15 protein-coding genes are annotated in these 16,345 nt (G+C 74.4%); 4 read left to right on the top strand and 11 right to left on the bottom strand.

The annotated features are described in order from the left end of the window. Positions 1-47: 47 nt before the first annotated feature. From proC to Q2K19_RS19875, 4 genes are all read right to left on the bottom strand, one after another. Positions 48-866, bottom strand: coding sequence for a pyrroline-5-carboxylate reductase (proC, locus tag Q2K19_RS19890; protein ID WP_302762837.1), 819 nt, complete (start codon positions 864-866; stop codon positions 48-50). A 72-nt stretch (positions 867-938) separates the two neighbouring features. After that, complete coding sequence (locus Q2K19_RS19885) at positions 939-1,967, bottom strand: 6-phosphofructokinase (protein WP_302772653.1); 1,029 nt, start codon at positions 1,965-1,967, stop codon at positions 939-941. A gap of 180 nt (positions 1,968-2,147) precedes the next feature. Continuing rightward, entirely contained in the window at positions 2,148-2,582 is a 435-nt protein-coding gene (locus tag Q2K19_RS19880) for a pyridoxamine 5'-phosphate oxidase family protein (protein ID WP_302762836.1), read from the bottom strand. A gap of 72 nt (positions 2,583-2,654) precedes the next feature. Next, a complete protein-coding gene (locus Q2K19_RS19875) occupies positions 2,655-3,152 on the bottom strand; it encodes a polyadenylate-specific 3'-exoribonuclease AS (RefSeq protein ID WP_302762835.1) in 498 nt (165 codons plus the stop codon). A gap of 247 nt (positions 3,153-3,399) precedes the next feature. On the opposite strand from Q2K19_RS19875, the gene Q2K19_RS19870 reads away from it, so the two are divergent. After that, positions 3,400-4,092 (top strand): Crp/Fnr family transcriptional regulator, encoded by a 693-nt coding sequence (locus Q2K19_RS19870; RefSeq protein WP_302762834.1) that lies wholly within the window; start codon positions 3,400-3,402, stop codon positions 4,090-4,092. Positions 4,093-4,153: 61 nt separating this feature from the next. Here Q2K19_RS19870 and Q2K19_RS19865 read toward each other — a convergent pair whose 3' ends face one another. Continuing rightward, on the bottom strand, positions 4,154-4,369 hold the full coding sequence (locus Q2K19_RS19865; RefSeq protein ID WP_302762832.1) for a hypothetical protein: 216 nt from the start codon (positions 4,367-4,369) through the stop codon (positions 4,154-4,156). A gap of 203 nt (positions 4,370-4,572) precedes the next feature. Here Q2K19_RS19865 and Q2K19_RS19860 point away from each other — a divergent pair, with 203 nt between their 5' ends. After that, positions 4,573-8,139, top strand: coding sequence for an ATP-binding protein (locus Q2K19_RS19860; protein WP_302772651.1), 3,567 nt, complete (start codon positions 4,573-4,575; stop codon positions 8,137-8,139). 22 nt (positions 8,140-8,161) lie between these two features. On the opposite strand, the gene Q2K19_RS19855 is transcribed toward Q2K19_RS19860, so the two are convergent. Further along, positions 8,162-8,854, bottom strand: coding sequence for a lysophospholipid acyltransferase family protein (locus tag Q2K19_RS19855; RefSeq protein WP_302762831.1), 693 nt, complete (start codon positions 8,852-8,854; stop codon positions 8,162-8,164). A gap of 249 nt (positions 8,855-9,103) precedes the next feature. Here Q2K19_RS19855 and Q2K19_RS19850 point away from each other — a divergent pair, with 249 nt between their 5' ends. Together Q2K19_RS19850 and Q2K19_RS19845 are read left to right on the top strand one after the other, a co-directional pair. After that, positions 9,104-9,943: a DUF308 domain-containing protein gene (locus Q2K19_RS19850; protein WP_302762830.1), complete on the top strand. Its 840-nt coding sequence runs from the start codon at positions 9,104-9,106 to the stop codon at positions 9,941-9,943. A 171-nt stretch (positions 9,944-10,114) separates the two neighbouring features. Continuing rightward, the gene (locus tag Q2K19_RS19845; RefSeq protein ID WP_302762829.1) at positions 10,115-11,533 is read left to right on the top strand and encodes an alpha,alpha-trehalose-phosphate synthase (UDP-forming); all 1,419 of its coding nucleotides are present in this window, start codon (positions 10,115-10,117) and stop codon (positions 11,531-11,533) included. 9 nt (positions 11,534-11,542) lie between these two features. On the opposite strand, the gene Q2K19_RS19840 is transcribed toward Q2K19_RS19845, so the two are convergent. The 5 genes from Q2K19_RS19840 to Q2K19_RS19820 all read right to left on the bottom strand — a co-directional run bounded on the left by Q2K19_RS19840 (position 11,543) and on the right by Q2K19_RS19820 (position 16,319). Further along, positions 11,543-12,367 carry an alpha/beta hydrolase gene (locus Q2K19_RS19840; RefSeq protein WP_302762828.1) on the bottom strand — a complete coding sequence of 275 codons (825 nt, stop codon included), beginning with the start codon at positions 12,365-12,367 and terminating at the stop codon, positions 11,543-11,545. After that, entirely contained in the window at positions 12,364-13,767 is a 1,404-nt protein-coding gene (locus Q2K19_RS19835; protein WP_302762827.1) for a flavin-containing monooxygenase, read from the bottom strand. Before Q2K19_RS19835 ends, Q2K19_RS19840 begins: the two co-directional genes overlap by 4 nt. Before the next feature lie 103 nt (positions 13,768-13,870). Further along, positions 13,871-14,572, bottom strand: coding sequence for an endonuclease/exonuclease/phosphatase family protein (locus tag Q2K19_RS19830; RefSeq protein WP_302762826.1), 702 nt, complete (start codon positions 14,570-14,572; stop codon positions 13,871-13,873). 1 nt (position 14,573) lies between these two features. Continuing rightward, positions 14,574-15,530: an ROK family glucokinase gene (locus tag Q2K19_RS19825; RefSeq protein ID WP_302762825.1), complete on the bottom strand. Its 957-nt coding sequence runs from the start codon at positions 15,528-15,530 to the stop codon at positions 14,574-14,576. A 63-nt stretch (positions 15,531-15,593) separates the two neighbouring features. Beyond that, positions 15,594-16,319 (bottom strand): hypothetical protein, encoded by a 726-nt coding sequence (locus Q2K19_RS19820; protein WP_302762823.1) that lies wholly within the window; start codon positions 16,317-16,319, stop codon positions 15,594-15,596. Between the last annotated feature and the right edge of the window lie 26 nt (positions 16,320-16,345).

Raw genomic sequence — 16,345 nt, 5'->3', positions numbered from 1 at the left:
TATGGGGCACGGCGGTGGACGCCGCGCCGCCCCGCCGACCGAGCGCCTCAGTCGGCCTGGGCGGCCAGCTCGCGGGCCCGGTCCCGGGCGGCCTCCAGCGCCGCCAGCATGGCCGCGCGTACGCCGTGGTTCTCCAGCTCGCGGATGGCGTTGATGGTGGTGCCGGCCGGCGAGGTGACCGCCTCGCGGAGCTTGACCGGGTGCTCGCCGGAGTCGCGCAGCATCACCGCGGAACCGATCGCGGTCTGCACGATCAGGTCGTGCGCCACCTGCCGGGGCAGGCCGAGCAGGATGCCGGCGTCGATCATGGCCTCGACCAGCAGGTAGAAGTAGGCGGGGCCGGAGCCGGAGAGGGCGGTCACCGCGTCCTGCTGGGACTCGGGCACCCGGAGGGTGGCGCCGAGCGGCTTGAACATCTCCTCGGCCAGGGCCAGGTGCGCGCCGGTGGCGTGGGCACCGGCCGAGATGGCGCTCATCGCCTCGTCGACCAGCGCCGGGGTGTTGGTCATCACCCGGACCACCGGGGTGCCGTCGGGCAGCCGCCGGTTGAAGAAGCTGGTGGGCAGGCCGGCGCAGAGGGAGATGACCAGCTTGTCGGCCGGCACCTTGGGGCCGATCTCGTCCAGCAGCGCCGCCGCGTCCTGCGGCTTGACCGAGATGGCGAGCACCTCCGCCTCGTCCACCGCGACCAGGTTGTCCACCACCCGTACGCCGTACCGGGCGGTCAGCTCCTGGGCGCGGGCGGGTCGCCGGGCGGTGGCGATCAGCCGCTCCACCGGCCAGCCGCTGCGGAGCAGCCCGGAGAGCATCAGCTCGCCGATCTTGCCCGCGCCGATCACCGCGACCGTGTGCACCTCGGGTGCCATGACGCCGTACCCCTCTCGCCTCGCGGCGGGGCGCGGCGGACCGTCCGGGTCCGCCGCGCCACCGGCCGTCGATCAGCTGCCGAAGAAGACCTCGGCCTCGGCGTACCGCTCCAGCGGCACGGTCTTCAGCTCCCGGGTGGCCTCGGCGAGCGGAACGCGGACGATGTCCGTGCTCTGCATCGCGACCATCTTGCCCCAGTCGCCCTCATTGGCCGCGTCGATCGCGTGCAGGCCGAGCCGGGTGGCGAGCACCCGGTCGAAGGCGGTCGGGGTGCCGCCGCGCTGGATGTGGCCGAGCACCACGGTGCGGGCCTCCTTGCCGGTCTTCGCCTCCAGCTGCTCGGCGAGCCACTGGCCGATGCCGCCGAGGCGGACGTGGCCGAACGCGTCGAGCTCCTGGTTGTGCAGGACCATCTGGCCCTCGAGCGGGGTGGCGCCCTCGGCGACCACGACGATCGGGGCGTACTGGTGCTGGAAGCGCTTCTCGACGTAGCCGGCCACCTGCTCGACGTCGAACTGCCGCTCGGGCAGCAGGATCACATTGGCGCCGCCGGCGAGGCCGGCGTGCAGGGCGATCCAGCCGGCGTGCCGGCCCATCACCTCGACGACCAGGGTGCGGTGGTGGCTCTCCGCGGTGGTGTGCAGCCGGTCGATCGCCTCCATGGCGATGTTGACCGCGGTGTCGAAGCCGAAGGTGTAGTCGGTGGCGCCGAGGTCGTTGTCGATGGTCTTCGGCACGCCGATCACGTGGACGCCCAGCTCGTGCAGCTTGGTGGCGACGCCGAGGGTGTCCTCGCCGCCGATCGCGATCAGCGCGTCCACGCCCTGCGCGGCCAGGTTGTCCTTGATCCGCTCGACGCCGTTCTCGATCTTGAACGGGTTGGTCCGGGACGAGCCGAGGATGGTGCCGCCGCGCGGCAGGATGCCGCGGACCTCCGCGATGCCCAGCGGCTTGGACAGGCCCTCCAGCGGGCCCTTCCAGCCGTCCCGGAAGCCCACGAACTCGTGACCGTAGGTGGCGACGCCCTTGCGGACCACCGCCCGAATCACCGCATTGAGACCAGGGCAGTCGCCGCCGCCGGTGAGCACGCCGATACGCATGATCTGCTCATCCTCCTGGAGCATCAGGTGAAGCCCGGATAAGCCCCAGGATATGTGTCAGATCAGACCATCGGCGCCGTTGCCGGCCCGGGGCGGGCCGTCAGTGCGCACTGTAGTCGGCGGAGCTGTGCGCCGACACCGCGACCCGGCCGCTCCCCGCCGGGCGGACGGGGCTACCGGTCAGTAGCTGACCTGGTGGTTCTCCCCGGCCGCCCAGTACTCGGCCGGGCCGGCGTGGACCTTGAGCAGGGTGAGCCCTGGGGTGTCCGGCCCGTCCGGGAACCAGGTCTCGAGCTGCGGGTGCCACAGCCGCTCGGCGCGCCCCCGTTCCCAGCCCTCCTGCGCGGTCCCGGCCATCGACACCCAGGCGTGTTGGCGCTGGTCGAAGAGGCCCACGTTGACCTGCGGGTTCACCCGGATCTGCCGGATCTTCGCGGAGTCCGCGTAGGCGAAGAACCAGAGGTCGCCGTCGAACTCCGCCGCCGGCAGCACCATCGGCCGGCTGACCAGCCGCCCGTCCACGGCGGTGGTGGTCAGCAGGCAGGCGCGGGCGTCCCGGATCAGCTCGGTGACCCGGCGGCGGCCGTCCGCGGTGGGGATGGGCTCGTGGCTCATGAGGGCACTCCTCGGCTCGGCTCCGATGCCAGACCGATGCCCGGGACAGAACCGGCAAAACCTACCGGGGGGTCATCGACCGGTCATTGCCCGCCAACGGGCCAGGTTGTGCCGGGCGTCGACCAGGGCGTCATGCCGGTCCGCCTCGGCGTCCGGCAGCCGCGGTCGGCCCCGGTCGTCCCAGAGCTGGCGCAGCTCCTTGGTGAACCGGGGGATCTCCCGGGGCAGGGCCGGCATCGCCCCCCACAGCTGGGCCAGCACCACGTGGTCGTACGCCGCGTACCAGGCCCAGAGCTCCAACTGCTCGCCCGGCCGGTCCCGCACCGGCTCCATCAGGAACTCGTAGAGGTCGTCCCGGATCCGCTCCCGGGACCGCCAGGCCCGATCGGCCGGCGAGGGGAGCTTGTCCAGCACGTTGCGGCGCACCCAGGGCACGGCCCGGGAGTCGTCGAACTCGGTGGAGACCGCGTAGAACTCGCGGCCGTACTCGTCGACGACGCCGATCGACACGAGGTCGACGATCCGGCCGTCCTCGATGAACTCGCAGTCGTAGAAATAGCGGTAGACCATCCCCGCCATCCTCGCCCACGGCCGCCGGCCGCCGCCGGGGGGGGGCGTCCGTCGAGGTCACCGCCGCGCGCAGCACTGCTCAGGCCGGTCACTTGAGTAGCTCCAGGGGTGTACAGCAAGCGACCGGAGCGTCATGATCTGATGTGTACCGCTACCGGACGCCGAACCGGTTCTGATGCCTCGTACCGGGGATGACAGGTTCACCCGGGGTGCGAGTTGTGGTCCTTGACCGGGGAGGGGTTGGGCCGTGGAGGTTCGCCTGCCGGAGCCGGGTGACGCGCTCACGGGCGTGGACATGTTCGCCGGGCTGGAGCCGGAGGTGCGGCAGCGGGTCATCGCCGCGGCCGTGCCGCGTACGTACCGCAAGGGTCAGCTGCTCTTTGTGGAGAACGACCCCGGCGAGTCGCTGATCGTGCTGCGTCGCGGCGCGGTGGCCGTGTTCCGCACCGCGCCGACCGGCGAGCGGGCCGTGCTGTCGGTGATCCGGCCGCCGGACGTGCTGGGCGAGGTCTCCCTGCTGGACGCCTCGACCCGGTCGGCGTCCGCCGAGGCGATCGAGGACTGCACCGCACTGGCGCTGTCCCGCCCGGCCTTCATGGAGCTGGTGCACTCCAACCCGCGCATCCTCGACGCGGTGATGCGCTCGCTCGGCGGGCTGATCCGGCGGCTGACCGAGCAGAACGCCGACCACGTCTTCCTCGACCTGCCCGGCCGGGTGGCCAAGACGCTGGTCCGGCTGGCCGGCGAGAGCCAGGCCCCGATGATCACGATCGAGCTCAACCAGAGCCAGCTCGCCGAGATGGCCGGCGGCTCCCGGCAGAGCGTCAACCAGGCGATCGGCTCCTTCGCCAGCCGGGGCTGGCTGCGGACCGAGGGCCGCCGGATCGTGGTCACCGACGTCGCGGCGCTGCGCCGCCGCGCCGGGATGAACGACCGCTGAACGCGCGACGCGGCCGTGGCGCCTCCGCCACGGCCGCGTCGTCGGTCTCCGCCGCGTGGGGTCACGGGGTGGTGCTGGTCGGCCCCGCCCAGTTGGTGGTGGTGCCGGTCGGGCCGGCCCAGTCGGTGCCGTCCTTGCTCCCACCGGACCCCTCGCTGACGATGCCCTCGGCCTGGAGCACGGCCAGCGTCGCCGCGTCCACGTCGACGGACTCGCCCGCCACGTGCCCGATCCCGTCGGCGTCGGTCCAGTCGCTGTCCAGCTTCACGTACACCATGATGTGTCCCCCTTGATCGCGGTCGTCGTCGTCCGGCGGCATGAATGTAGTCCGCGGACCCACCCGCTGACTGCCCGGACGAGTGTCCACAAGCCAACAGCCCGGTACCTGACACTCCCGGCAGCCGCGATACTCACCCTGGACGCCGCGGGGGGCGGCGCCCGGCCGGGACCGGCCGGAAGACCCACCAGTGGAGGGGCGTCATCTCCGCGCAGTGTGACCGTTGTGGACGTACCGCCGCCGACGGCGACCGCTTCTGCGGTGGCTGCGGGGCGGAGCTGGGCGCGGTCTGCCCGCACTGCCTGCGCCCGCTCGCCGCCGACGTGGCCTTCTGCACCTCGTGCGGGTCGCCCCGCTCCGGGGCCAGGCAGCCGGTGGCGGCGCCGCAGGAGGACCGCCGCCGGGTCAGCGTGCTCTTCGTCGACCTCATCGACTTCACCCCGTACGTGGAGCGGGCCGACCCGGAGCAGGTCCGGGGCATGCAGACCGGCTTCTTCTCCGCCGCCAGGCGGGTGGTCGGGCAGTACGGCGGGGTGGTCGAGAAGTACATCGGCGACGCGGTGATGGCGCTCTTCGGCGCCCCGGTGGCCACCGAGACCGACGCGCTGCGCTGCGTACGGGCCGGCCTGGAGCTGCAACGGGTGCTCACCCGGTTCGCCCCGAGCGGCCACGACGAGCTGCGCTTCCGGGTGGGCGTGGCGACCGGCGAGGCGCTGGTCGACGTGGCCGCCGCCCGGGACGGGGGGCAGGCGATCGTGGCCGGCGACGTGGTCAACACCGCGTCCCGGATGCAGTCGGTGTCCCCGCCCGGCGGGGTGCTGGTCTGCGGCGCCACCCACGCGCTGACCAAGGACGCCATCCGCTACGAGGAGCAGCCGCCGGTCACCCTGCGCGGGCGCTCCACCCCCACCGAGGTCTGGCTCGCCCTGGCCCCGGTACGCCGGCAGCCCACCGACCGGGAGCCGGACACCACCCCGCTGATCGACCGGGAGCACGAGCTGGGCCTGCTGGTCAACGCCCTGCACCGGTCGCTGCGGGACCGGCTGCCGCAGGTGGTGACCGTGTTCGGCCGGGCCGGCCTGGGCAAGAGCCGGCTGGTCCGGGAGCTGCACCGGCACGCCGAGCGGCTGGTCGACGAGCCGCTGACCTGGCGTACCGGGCGGTGCCCGCCGTTCGGGGAGAACGTCACCTTCGCCGCGCTGGCCGACATCGTGAAGACCGAGGCCGGCATCCTCGACACCGACCCGGCGTCCACCGCGGCGCAGCGGCTCACCTCCGCGGTCACCGAACTGGTCGGCCCGGCCGAGCGGGACCGGATCGTCGACGCGCTGCGCCCGCTGGTCGGGCTGACCGGCGCCGCGCTGCCCGCCGAGGAGGCCGAGTCGGCGTGGCGGCGGTTCCTGCTCGCGGTCGCCGCCCGGCGCCCCACCGTGCTGGTCTTCGAGGACCTGCACTGGGCCGACGACGCCATGCTGCGCTTCGTCGAGCTGCTCGGCGCCGCCGCCCGCGACGTGCCGCTGCTGCTGCTCTGCACCGCCCGGCCGGAACTGGTCGACCGCGACCCGACCTGGGCGGGGACGATCACCGGCTCGGTGACGATCACGCTGCCCCCGCTGCGGGACACCGGCATCGCCTCGCTCTACGCGCACATGTTCGGCCAGGCCGCGTTCCCCGCCGAGATGCTCACCCCGCTGGTGGAGGTGGCCGGCGGCAACCCGCTCTACGCCCACGAGTACGTCCGGATGCTCATCGAGCAGGGCGCGCTGCGCCAGTCGGGGCGCGGCTGGTCGCTGGAGAAGCACCTCGACCTGCCGATGCCGGAGAGCGTGCACGCGGTGATCGCCAACCGGGTCGACCTGCTCGACGCCAAGGACCGGAGCGTGCTGCTGGCCGCGTCGGTGGTGGGCGTGCAGTTCTGGCCGGGCGCGGTGGCCGCCGCGCTGGGCCAGCCGGTCGAGTCGGTGGAGCGGGCCCTGCGCCGGCTGGAGCAGCGCGACTTCGTGCACGAGCAGGCGGCCTCCACGATGGCCGGGCAGCCGGAGTACCGGTTCCGGCACGTGCTGGTCCGGGACGTCTGCTACCAGCGGCTGCCGCGTACCGAGCGGGTGGCCCGGCACGAGCGGACGGCGGACTGGCTGGACACGCTGTCGCAGAGCCGGGACACCGACCTGGCCGAGGTGCTGGCGCACCACCGGTGGGCGGCCCACGAGATCGCCCGGACGCTGGGCATGGACACCCAGCGGTACGCCGCTCCGGCGCGGGCCGCGCTGCACCGGGCGGCCCGCCGGGCGTACGCCCTGCACGGGCTGGACGCGGCGGCCGCGCACGCCGGCCGGGCGCTGGGCCTGGCCGACGACAGCGACCCGGTCGGCCGGCTGCAACTGGAGCTGCTGAGCACGGAGATCTCGTTCTACCGGGACGGCAACGGGTTCCTCTCCGGCGGCGGGCCGGAGCAGCTGCACGCGATCGCCGACCGGCTGCTCGCGCACGGCGACGACGCCTGCGCCGCCCGGGCCTGGACCCTGCTCGGCCAGGCGGCCTGGCTGCGCGCCGACCGCGGCGCGGCGGTGGCCTGCCTGGACCGGGCGGTGGCGCTCTTCGAGCCGCTGCCGGACAGCGCGCAGAAGGCGGACGCGCACGCCGAGCTGGGCCGGCTGCACATGCTCAACTACGAGCGGGACGCGGCGGTGGTCGCGGCGGAGACGGCGGCCGGGATCGGCGCCCGGCTGGGCCTGGCCGAGGTGAACGTCAACGCCCGGATCACCGCGGCCACCGCGCGCTACCAGGCGGGCGACCGGTCCGGCCTGGACGAGCTGCACGCGCTGGTCGAGTCGAGCCGGTCCCTGCAGCTGCTCGCGCTGCCCCGGGCGCTGCAGAACCTGGCGTTCGCGGTCCGCGAGGAGGGCGACTGGCTGCGCTCGGACGCGCTGCTGTCCACCGCGCCCGCGGCCAAGGGCAGCGGCCAGACCCTGGCCACCAGCTACTCCGGGGAGGCGATGCGGGCGTACTTCGACGGGGAGTTCGCCCGGTTGATCACCGCCGCCGACGCGTTCGTGGACACCCCGACCGGTGGCTGGGACATGCAGGTCCGCGGCCTGCGCTCGTGCCTGCTGGTGCTGCGCGGGCACCCGGTGCCGCCGGCACCCCGGCCGGCCCCCCACCAGCGCGACGACGCCACCCTGGGGACGCCCCGGCACCGGGACGACGTGGCCGCCGCGCTGGACAGCGCCCGGCGCAGCGGGTTCCACCGGCCGCACTGGACCATGCTCGGCATGGCCGCGCTCTGCCGGGCGCTGCAGGGCCGGGCGGCGGAGGCCGGGGAACTGGTCGACGAGCTGGCGGACTCGTGGTCGGCGGTGCCGGCGCTGGCCAGCGGCGAGTGGATCGCCGCCGCGGCGTACGCCGCCGCGCTGTCCGGCCGGGACGCCGCGGTGCGGGTCCGCGCCATGCTGGATCGGCTCCCCCACCGGACGCCCTGGTCGGAGGCGGCGTTGCGGACCGTGACCGGGGCCCTCGCGGCGGCGGACGGCGACCACCGGCGCGCGGGTGAGCTGCACCTGGCCGGCGCGGAGATCTACGGCCGGATCCCGGACGTGACCGACCGGATGCTGGCCCTCGCCCTGGCGGCGGCCGAGCTGGACCTGGCCGGGGAACCATCGGCCGGGCCGCTGGCCGAGGTGCGCGCGTTCGCCGAGCGCAACGACGCCCCGGGCCTGCTGGCGCTGGCCGGGCACCCTGTGCCCGACACCGGCCCCGCCGTCGCCTGCTGACCCGCCGACCCCGCGCCGGGGGTCAGGCCGGGACGGGCTGCTTCGGTGCGGTCTTCGCCTTCTGCGCGTACATGTCGACGTACTCGCGGCCGGAGAGCTCCATCAGCTCGTACATGATCTCGTCGGTGACGGCCCGCTCGACGAACCGGTCGCCGGCCATGCCCGCGTAGCGGGAGAAGTCGAGCGGGGCGCCGAAGCGGATCCGCACCCGGCCGAGGTTCGGGACGATCTGGCCGGTCGGCTGGATGGCGTCGGAGTTGAGCATCGCCATCGGCACGACCAGGGCGCCGCTCTCCAGCGCGAGCCGGGCCACGCCGGTCTTGCCCCGGTAGAGCCGGCCGTCCGGCGAGCGGGTGCCCTCCGGGTAGATGCCGGCGACCCCGCCGGCCCGCAGCACCCTGAGCTGGGTGTCCAGGGCGGCCCGGGCGGCCCGGCCGCCGGAGCGGTCGACCGGGATGGTGCCGGAGCCGACGAAGAACATCTTGGTCAGCCAGCCCTTGATTCCCTTACCGCTGAAGTACTCCGCCTTTGCGATGAATGTGACTTTTCGCTTGACGATGAGCGGCGTGAAGATCGAGTCCGAGAAGGAGAGGTGGTTGCTGGCCAGGATGACCGGGCCGGTCTCCGGGACGTTCTCCAGCCCCTCGACCTGCGGGCGGAAGATCAGCCTCAGCACCGGGCCGAGGATGATGTACTTCAGCAGCCAGTACAGCACCGGGGTCCTTCCAGGGCGGGGTCGGTGACCGCCACGGCCGCCGGGGAGCCCGGATCGGGCCGCCGGGACGCGCCCGGACCGCGCCCGAGGCGCCATCGGCGAGCGGGACTGTCGGGGAGAAGCCTACGAACCGGGAGCGGCACGCCACAACGCACTCCCGGAACCGGGTCCCGACGTGTCACGATTCAGGGCACGGCGTAAGGGGCGCCGGGTCGGGGCGCACCGACGGGTGCGGCGAAGGGGGTGCCGGTGTCAGCGGGTGGGCCTCGCCGAGGACGGCGGGACAACGGGCTCGACGCGGCCGAGTACGCGGTCGCGGGTGACGTCGATCCGCGGGTGGGCGAACACCTGCTCGACGTGCTGGCCGCCGGCGGGATCGCCGCCTACCTCCAGCCCTCCGCCGACCTGAACCCGGTGACCCGCACCACCACCGTCCCGTCCCGCCCGGTCGACCGGCTCTACGTCGACCGCTCGCACCTGACCACCGCCCGCGACTACCTCACCCAGCTCGCCGACGAGGGCGGCCGCGAGCCGGCCCGGGACGACGAGCCGGACATCGAGGCCGAATGGGCCAAGATCGTGGCCGGCTTCCACACCACCCCGTCCGCCGGGAGCCACCCGTGGCCCGCCGCGGAGGACGTCGACGACCCGGTCGACCCCGCCGGCCCGACCGGGGGCAGCGGGAGCCGCGCGGAGGAGACCACCGGCCCGACCGCCACCGACGTGCGGCGCCTGCCCTATGCGGCGGACGTCTCCGGCGTCTCGGTGAGCCGCGGCCGGCCCGACGAGCCGTCGCTGCTGGACGGGCTGGACACCTTCGGGGCCGACCTGCCGGACGACGAGGACCACTACACGCCCCCGCCCCCGCCGCCGCTGCCGCGCTTCTCGAAGTACGCGGTGATCGGCGTGCTCTGCATCGTGGTCGGGTTCGTGCTCTTCCTCTCCCCCACGATGATGCCGGAGATCGACCCGTCGGTGGTGACGCTGCTCGGCTTCACCGGCATCCTGGCCGGGTTCGTGATGCTGATCTGGCGGCTGCGCCCCGGCGACTCCGACGAGCACGACCCGGACGACGGCGCGGTCGTCTGAAGCGCCGTCCCGGCCGCCCGGATCGCGGGACGGCCGCGGGCCGGGCGCAGTGGCGTAACAGAGGTGTAACTTACTGTCAGTAGGAATACCGCTGTCCGTCACGTCCCGCGCCGACTGTCCGGGTTGTACCACGCTCCGGTGGTCGGCCCCCTGCTGATCGGAACGCCCGAGATGCGACAGAGTCCCCTCGTGGTGGTGGCCAACCGGCTCCCCATCGACGACAGTGTGGCCCCGGACGGCGCCTGCGAGTGGCGCCGCACGCCCGGCGGCCTGGTGAGCGCCCTGCACCCCCTGCTCCGGCACACCCCGGCCACCTGGGTCGGCTGGGCCGGCGGCACCGGTCCCGCACCCCACCTGCCCGCCGTGGACGGCGTACGGATGCACACCGTGCCGCTGAGCGGCGACGACTTCCGCGACCACTACGAGGGGTTCGCCAACTCCACCCTCTGGCCGCTCTACCACGACTCCGTCGAGCAGCCCGAGTACCACCGCCGCTGGTGGGAGGCGTACCAGCGGGTCAACCAGCGGTTCGCCGAGGCGGCCGCCGAGGTGGCCGAGCCGGGCGCCCTGGTCTGGGTGCAGGACTACCACCTCCAGCTGGTGCCGGGGCTGCTCCGCCAGCTCCGCCCCGACCTGCGGATCGGCTTCTTCCTGCACGTGCCGTTCCCGCCGCCGGAGCTGTTCATGCAGCTCCCCCGCCGGGCGGAGCTGCTGCGGGGGATGCTCGGCGCCGACCTGATCGGCTTCCAGCGGGCCCAGGCCGCGCACAACTTCGCCCAGCTCGTGACGAAGGTGCTCGGGCTGCCGGCCACCGACCGGCGGATCGGCGTCGGCGAGCGGGTGGTCCGGATCGGCGCCTTCCCGGTCTCCATCGACACCGCCGAGATGGCCGCGCTGGCCGCCCGGCCCGAGGTGGCGGAACGGGCCCGCCGGCTGCGCCAGGACCTCGGCCAACCGGAGCGGGTCGTGCTCAGCGTCGACCGGATGGACTACACCAAGGGCATCGAGCAGCGGCTGAAGGCGTACCGGGAGCTGCTGGCCAGCGGGGACGTCAAGGTCCGGGACACGGTGCTGATCCAGGTGGCGGTGCCGAGCCGGGACCGCGTCGGCCAGTACCAGGTCCTCAGGGAGCGGGTGGAGCACCAGGTCGGCCGGATCAACGGCGAGTTCGGCCGGGTCGGCGAGCCGGCGATCCACTACCTCAGCCAGCCCTTCGACCGGGCCGAGCTGGTCGCCCTCTACCGGATCGCCGACGTGATGGCGGTGACCCCGCTGCGCGACGGGATGAACCTGGTCGCCAAGGAGTACGTGGCCGCCCGGGTGGACGACACCGGGGCGCTGCTGCTCAGCGAGTTCGCCGGGGCCGCCGCCGAGCTGGAACAGGCGTACCTGGTCAACCCCCACGACCTGGAGGGGCTCAAGCAGGCGCTGCTCGCGGCGCTGCGGGCCCGGCCCGAGGACGTCTCCGCCCGGATGCGGGCGATGCGCCAGCAGCTGCACCGCAACGACATCCACGCCTGGGCGCGCTCCTACCTGAGCGCCCTGGACGAGAGCCGGTCCCTGCTCAGCCGGCACCCCGGCGCCGACTGACGTCGGCGCTCACCCGCCCGCCGGCACCGGCTCCTTGTCCAGCCAGTCGAGGATCGCGTCGATCGGCTCCCGCCAGCGGGCGTCGAGCATCAGGTCGTGGCCCATCCCGGGGAAGAGCAGCGGCGCCGAGGCGTAGCGGCGGGCGGCGCGGGACAGCGCCGCCGGCGGCACCACCCGGTCGTCCGGGCTGCCCAGCACCAGCACCGGCGGGCGGCCCACCGCCGGCTCCGGCTGCCGACCGGTGAGCAGCTGCCACTGCGCCCGCCGGCTGGCCCGGCCCAGCCGGGAGACGTGCCGGCGCGCCTCGCCGTCGGGCAGCTCCCGGCTGAACAGCTGCCGGCGGTTCAGCCGCAGGCCGGCGCCGAAGACCGCCGGCAGGGTGCCGACGGGGTTGCGCCGCAGCGCCGTGCCGAACGTCCCCCAGCCGCCGAGCACCGGCGCCACCAGCACCGCCGCCCGGGCCGGGTAGCGGGCCAGCGCGTGCGTGACCACCCGGGCGCCGGCACCGTGTCCCACCAGCACCGCCCGCCGCGGCAGGCCCGCCGCCACCTGGACCACGTCATGGGTGTACGCCGGCAGCGTCGCGTCCGGAGCCGGCTCGCTGCCGCCGTGCCCGCGCAGGCTCAGCGCGTACGCGGGGAAGCCGCGGGCGGCGGCGTGCGCGAGCCAGTGCTCGGCGAACGCCCACGCCCCGTGCCCGAAGCCGGGCACGAAGAGCAGCGGCGGCTTCGCCTGGTCCAGCTCGGGCACCACGGACAGCACCTCACGGCGGGCCGGCCGCTCCGGCCGCGCCCACTCCCACGCCCGGACGACCCGGACCCGATCGGCGCTCACTTGCCCTCCAGCTCGTACAGGGCGCGCTGGAGCGCGCGCAGGTAGTCGGCGTGCCCGACCTCGAACCAGTGCCGGGTGCTCTCCTTGACCTTCCCCGAGTACCGCTCGCCGAGGCCGGCGGTGACCTTGCGGCCGAACTCGGCGGCCCGCTCCGGCCGGGTGGTCCGCAGGGCGAGCAGCCGGGCGAAGAGCACGCTCTGCCAGTGCGAGATGGCGAAGATGCCCGAGTCGGGCTGCACCAGGCCGACCACGGCCAGGGTGGGGTGGCCGGCGGCGAAGGCGTTCAGCCACAGCCGGGGTCGCCCGGTGCCCTCGTCGTCACCGAGCACCCGCCCCTCGAGGAACTCGAAGCGGGGCAGGTAGCCGGTGGCGAAGACGACCAGCTCGGGGTCGATCTCCCGGCCGTCGGTCAGCTCCACCGTCCGGTCGTGGAACCGGGCGATGTCCGGCACCGGGGTGATCTCGCCGTGGCCGACGTAGTAGACGAGCTGGCTGTTGGCGATCGGGTGGGTCTCGTAGACCCGGTGGTCCGGGCTGGGCAGGCCGAACCGGGTCAGGTCGCCGACGGTCAGCCGCAGCGTCCAGTGGTAGAGCCACTGCCGCACCCGCAGCGGCACCCGCAGCGCGAGCAGGGTGTCGTTGACCTGGTCCGCGGGGCGGCCGAAGACGTACTTCGGGGCGTACCAGTAGCCCCGGCGGGTGGAGTGCCAGCAGCGGGACGACTGCTGCGCCGCCTCGACCGCGATGTCGCAGCCGGTGTTGCCCGCGCCGACCACCAGCACCCGCTTGCCGCGCAGCTGGGCCGGGTCCTTGTAGGACGAGGCGTGCATGACCTCGCCCCGGAACTGCTCCAGCCCCTCGTACCGGGGCAGCTTCGGCGACCAGTTGTGCCCGTTGGCCAGCACCACGGCCGCGTACCGGGAGGTGCGCTCCGCGCCGTACCCGCCGGTGCTGCGGGTGGTGACGTCCCAGCGGTCCCCCTCGACCGGCTCGATCCGGACCACCTCGGTGCCGAACCAGACGTGCTGGCGCAGGTCGAAGTGGTCGGCGTAGCGCTCGAAGTAGGACAGCAGCTGGGCGTGGTGCGGGTAGTCCGGCCAGTCGTCCGGCATCGGGAAGTCGGGGAACTGGGTGAACGGGCGGGACGAGATGAGGTGGGTGCTGGCGTACACCGGGCTGCGGTCGTGCCGCCAGTTCCAGGCCCCGCCGACGCCGGTCTCCCGCTCGTAGCAGTCGACGCCGAAGCCGTGCTCGCGGAGGTTCTTCACGGCGGTGAGGCCGCTGGCCCCGGCGCCGATGACGCAGACGGTGTCGCCCCGGTCGGAGACCGGGCGGCCGTCCCGGGTCAGGGCGACCGTCGAATCCGGCTCGGGGCGGCCGAGGTCGGTGGAGGAGGACACCGCGAAATCTCCTTTGTGCGGCACGCGTGCCGGGTCGGTGCGAAATCCTGCCGAGAATGCCCGCCGTTGTCCAGCCCCGGCCGGGGCCCGACGGGCCGGTGGTTCAGCCGGCGGCGGGTAGCCGCAGGTCGACCAGGACCGGGAAGTGGTCGCTGGCCCGGCGGGTCCGCGGGGTGTCCACCACGTCGTAGTCGACGACGGTGATCCGGGGGTCCACGAACAGGGCGTCGATCCGGCGGCGCGGGTCGGCGCAGGAGTAGGTGCAGCGGTCCGCCCGGTCCGCGGCGACCGCGGCGTCGGTGAGTCCCTCCGCGACGGTCCGCCAGGCCGGCCCGTCCGGCCCTTCGTTGAGGTCGGCCCCGGCGACCACCGGCAGCGTCGCGGCGGCCAGCTCCCGCTTGAACGCCGCGGCCTGCGCCGGCCGCTCCGCCGGGTCGGTGGACAGGTGGGAGCCGGCCAGCAGGAACCGGCTGCCGCCCACCAGGCACTCGGCGTACGCGGCGCCGCGCAGGTGCCGGCCGGGGGTCAGCGGGTAGCGCTGGCAGCGGGTGGCGAGCACCCGCACCCGGAGGCTGGTCAGCAGCAGGTTGCCCAGGGACGGCAGGCCGCCGGCGCCCACCACCAGACCGAACGAGTCGGCCAGCGAGGCGGTCTTCTGCCGCCACCGGAACCGGCGCGGCCCCTCCTGGACGATCACCACGTCCGGCGCGGCCTCCCGGACCACCTCGGCCAGCGCGGCCGTGTCGTCCCGCTGGCTGTGGATGTTGTACGACACCACCCGCAGCGGTATGCCCTCCCCGGGCACCTCAGATCCGCCGGGCGAGGTCGGCGGCGCCGATCACGCCGGCGCTGTTGCCCAGCTCGGCCGGGAGGATCTCGGCCACGGGCAGCCGGCTGCGCTGGGCGAGCGCCTGGGTGTACGACCGGCGGGTCGGGCCCATCAGCAGGTCGCCGGCGTCAATCACGCCGCCGCCGACCACCAGCACCTGCGGGTCGAGGATCTGGGCCATGTCCGCCAGGCTGGTGCCGAGCCAGCGGCCGACCTGGGCGAACGCCTCGGCGGAGACCGGGTCGCCACCCTTGGCCGCCGCGGTCACCATCGGGCCGGTGATCGCCTCGGCCTCCCCGCCGGCCAGGTCCAGCAGCGCGGTCGCCCGCTGCGGGCTCTGCCGCGCGGCGGCGCGGGCGAACCGGACCAGGGCGCTGCCGCTGGCGTACTGCTCGATGCAGCCCAGCCGGCCGCAGCCGCACTGGTGGCCGTCCGGCACGGTGAGCATGTGGCCCAGCTCGGCCGCGATGCCGTTGGCGCCGCGGACCAGCTGGCCGCCGAGCACGATGCCGCCGCCGACGCCGGTGCCGATGGTGAACATGACCATCGAGTCGTCGGCGTTGCGGGCCGCGCCGTGGCGGAACTCCGCCCAGGCGGCCACGTTCGCGTCGTTCTCCACGATCACCGGCAGGCCGGTGGCGTTGCCGACGTACTCGCGCAGCGGCTCGTCCCGCCAGGCCAGGTTGGGGGCGAAGAGGACGGTGGAGCGGGTGGCGTCGATCCAGCCGGCCGCGCCGATGCCGACCCCCTCGACGGTCCGCCCGGTGGCCAGTTCGGTGACCACCTCGATGATGACGTCGCGGGTCTTGGCCACGTCATCGGCGGGGGTGTCCCGTCGGGTCTGCACGAGAACGGTCCCGGTGTCGTCCACGACACCGCCGGCCACCTTCGTGCCACCGACGTCGACTCCGATGGTCAGCGTCACCGCTGCCACTCCCCTCTGCTGTGCTGCCCGACGTCGGCCGAACCGGCCGTGTGACGTCGGGATGTCCGGTGGTCAGGCCCCGTCGCCTGGTGCGTCCTCGGCCACCTCGCCGGACGCCCGCGAGGCGGGCACCACGGGTCGGCCGGCGGGCGGCCGGCTCGTCACCGGCGCGTCCGGCCCGGCGGCATCGGCGGACGGCTCCGACAACTCCTGCTCGGCGCGGCTGACGCCACGCCATGACCTGGAGCCGTCGACGGCACCCGGGTCGGCCGCGCCCTCCCCCCGGGTCGCGGCGGACCACACGTCCTGCTCGGGTGCCGGCTGAGAATCATGCCCGGTACGGGTCGCCTCGCGCCACACGTGGTCCCCCGTCGGGGTTCCGGCGGTCGGCCCGGCGCTTCCCGGGCCGGCCGGCGCGGCGGGCTCGGCCGGGGCGAACGCGCGCAGCAGGCTGGCCACCCCGGCGGCCAGATCGCCGGCCCCGGTGGCGAGCCGCTCGGCGAATTCCGGATTCGGGTCGCGCAACGCCGCGATACCGCGACAGACCGGGCAGACGCAGCATTCGGGCGATCCGGTGGCGAAACCGGCGCCCCCGCCCGCCGGCTCGGCCGACGCCGCGCCCCGGTCGTCGGAGCCGGCGCCGTCCCGGGTGTGACCGAGGACACCCGACAGGATCCCACCGAGCGGGCCCCACGGGCCCGACCCGGGCGCGTCGGCGGCCAGCCGGGCGCCGGCCAGCAGCATGGCGACGAGGCGTTCGGCTTCTTCCCGGGCCGAACCCGGATCAGTGGTGCCCATGGGTCGGCTCCTCTACCGTGACGACC

This window comes from Micromonospora sp. NBRC 110009, assembly GCF_030518795.1.
Lineage (GTDB): Bacteria > Actinomycetota > Actinomycetes > Mycobacteriales > Micromonosporaceae > Micromonospora.
This window is presented reverse-complemented; position numbering and strand designations above follow the sequence as displayed.

Coding starts and splice junctions, on each gene's coding strand:
- Q2K19_RS19875 (WP_302762835.1), bottom strand. CDS start 3,152: ATGGTCTACCGCTATTTCTACGACTGCGAGTTCATCGAGGACGGCCGG.
- Q2K19_RS19885 (WP_302772653.1), bottom strand. CDS start 1,967: ATGCGTATCGGCGTGCTCACCGGCGGCGGCGACTGCCCTGGTCTCAAT.
- Q2K19_RS19865 (WP_302762832.1), bottom strand. CDS start 4,369: ATGGTGTACGTGAAGCTGGACAGCGACTGGACCGACGCCGACGGGATC.
- Q2K19_RS19845 (WP_302762829.1), top strand. CDS start 10,115: ATGCGACAGAGTCCCCTCGTGGTGGTGGCCAACCGGCTCCCCATCGAC.
- Q2K19_RS19820 (WP_302762823.1), bottom strand. CDS start 16,319: ATGGGCACCACTGATCCGGGTTCGGCCCGGGAAGAAGCCGAACGCCTC.
- proC (WP_302762837.1), bottom strand. CDS start 866: ATGGCACCCGAGGTGCACACGGTCGCGGTGATCGGCGCGGGCAAGATC.
- Q2K19_RS19880 (WP_302762836.1), bottom strand. CDS start 2,582: ATGAGCCACGAGCCCATCCCCACCGCGGACGGCCGCCGCCGGGTCACC.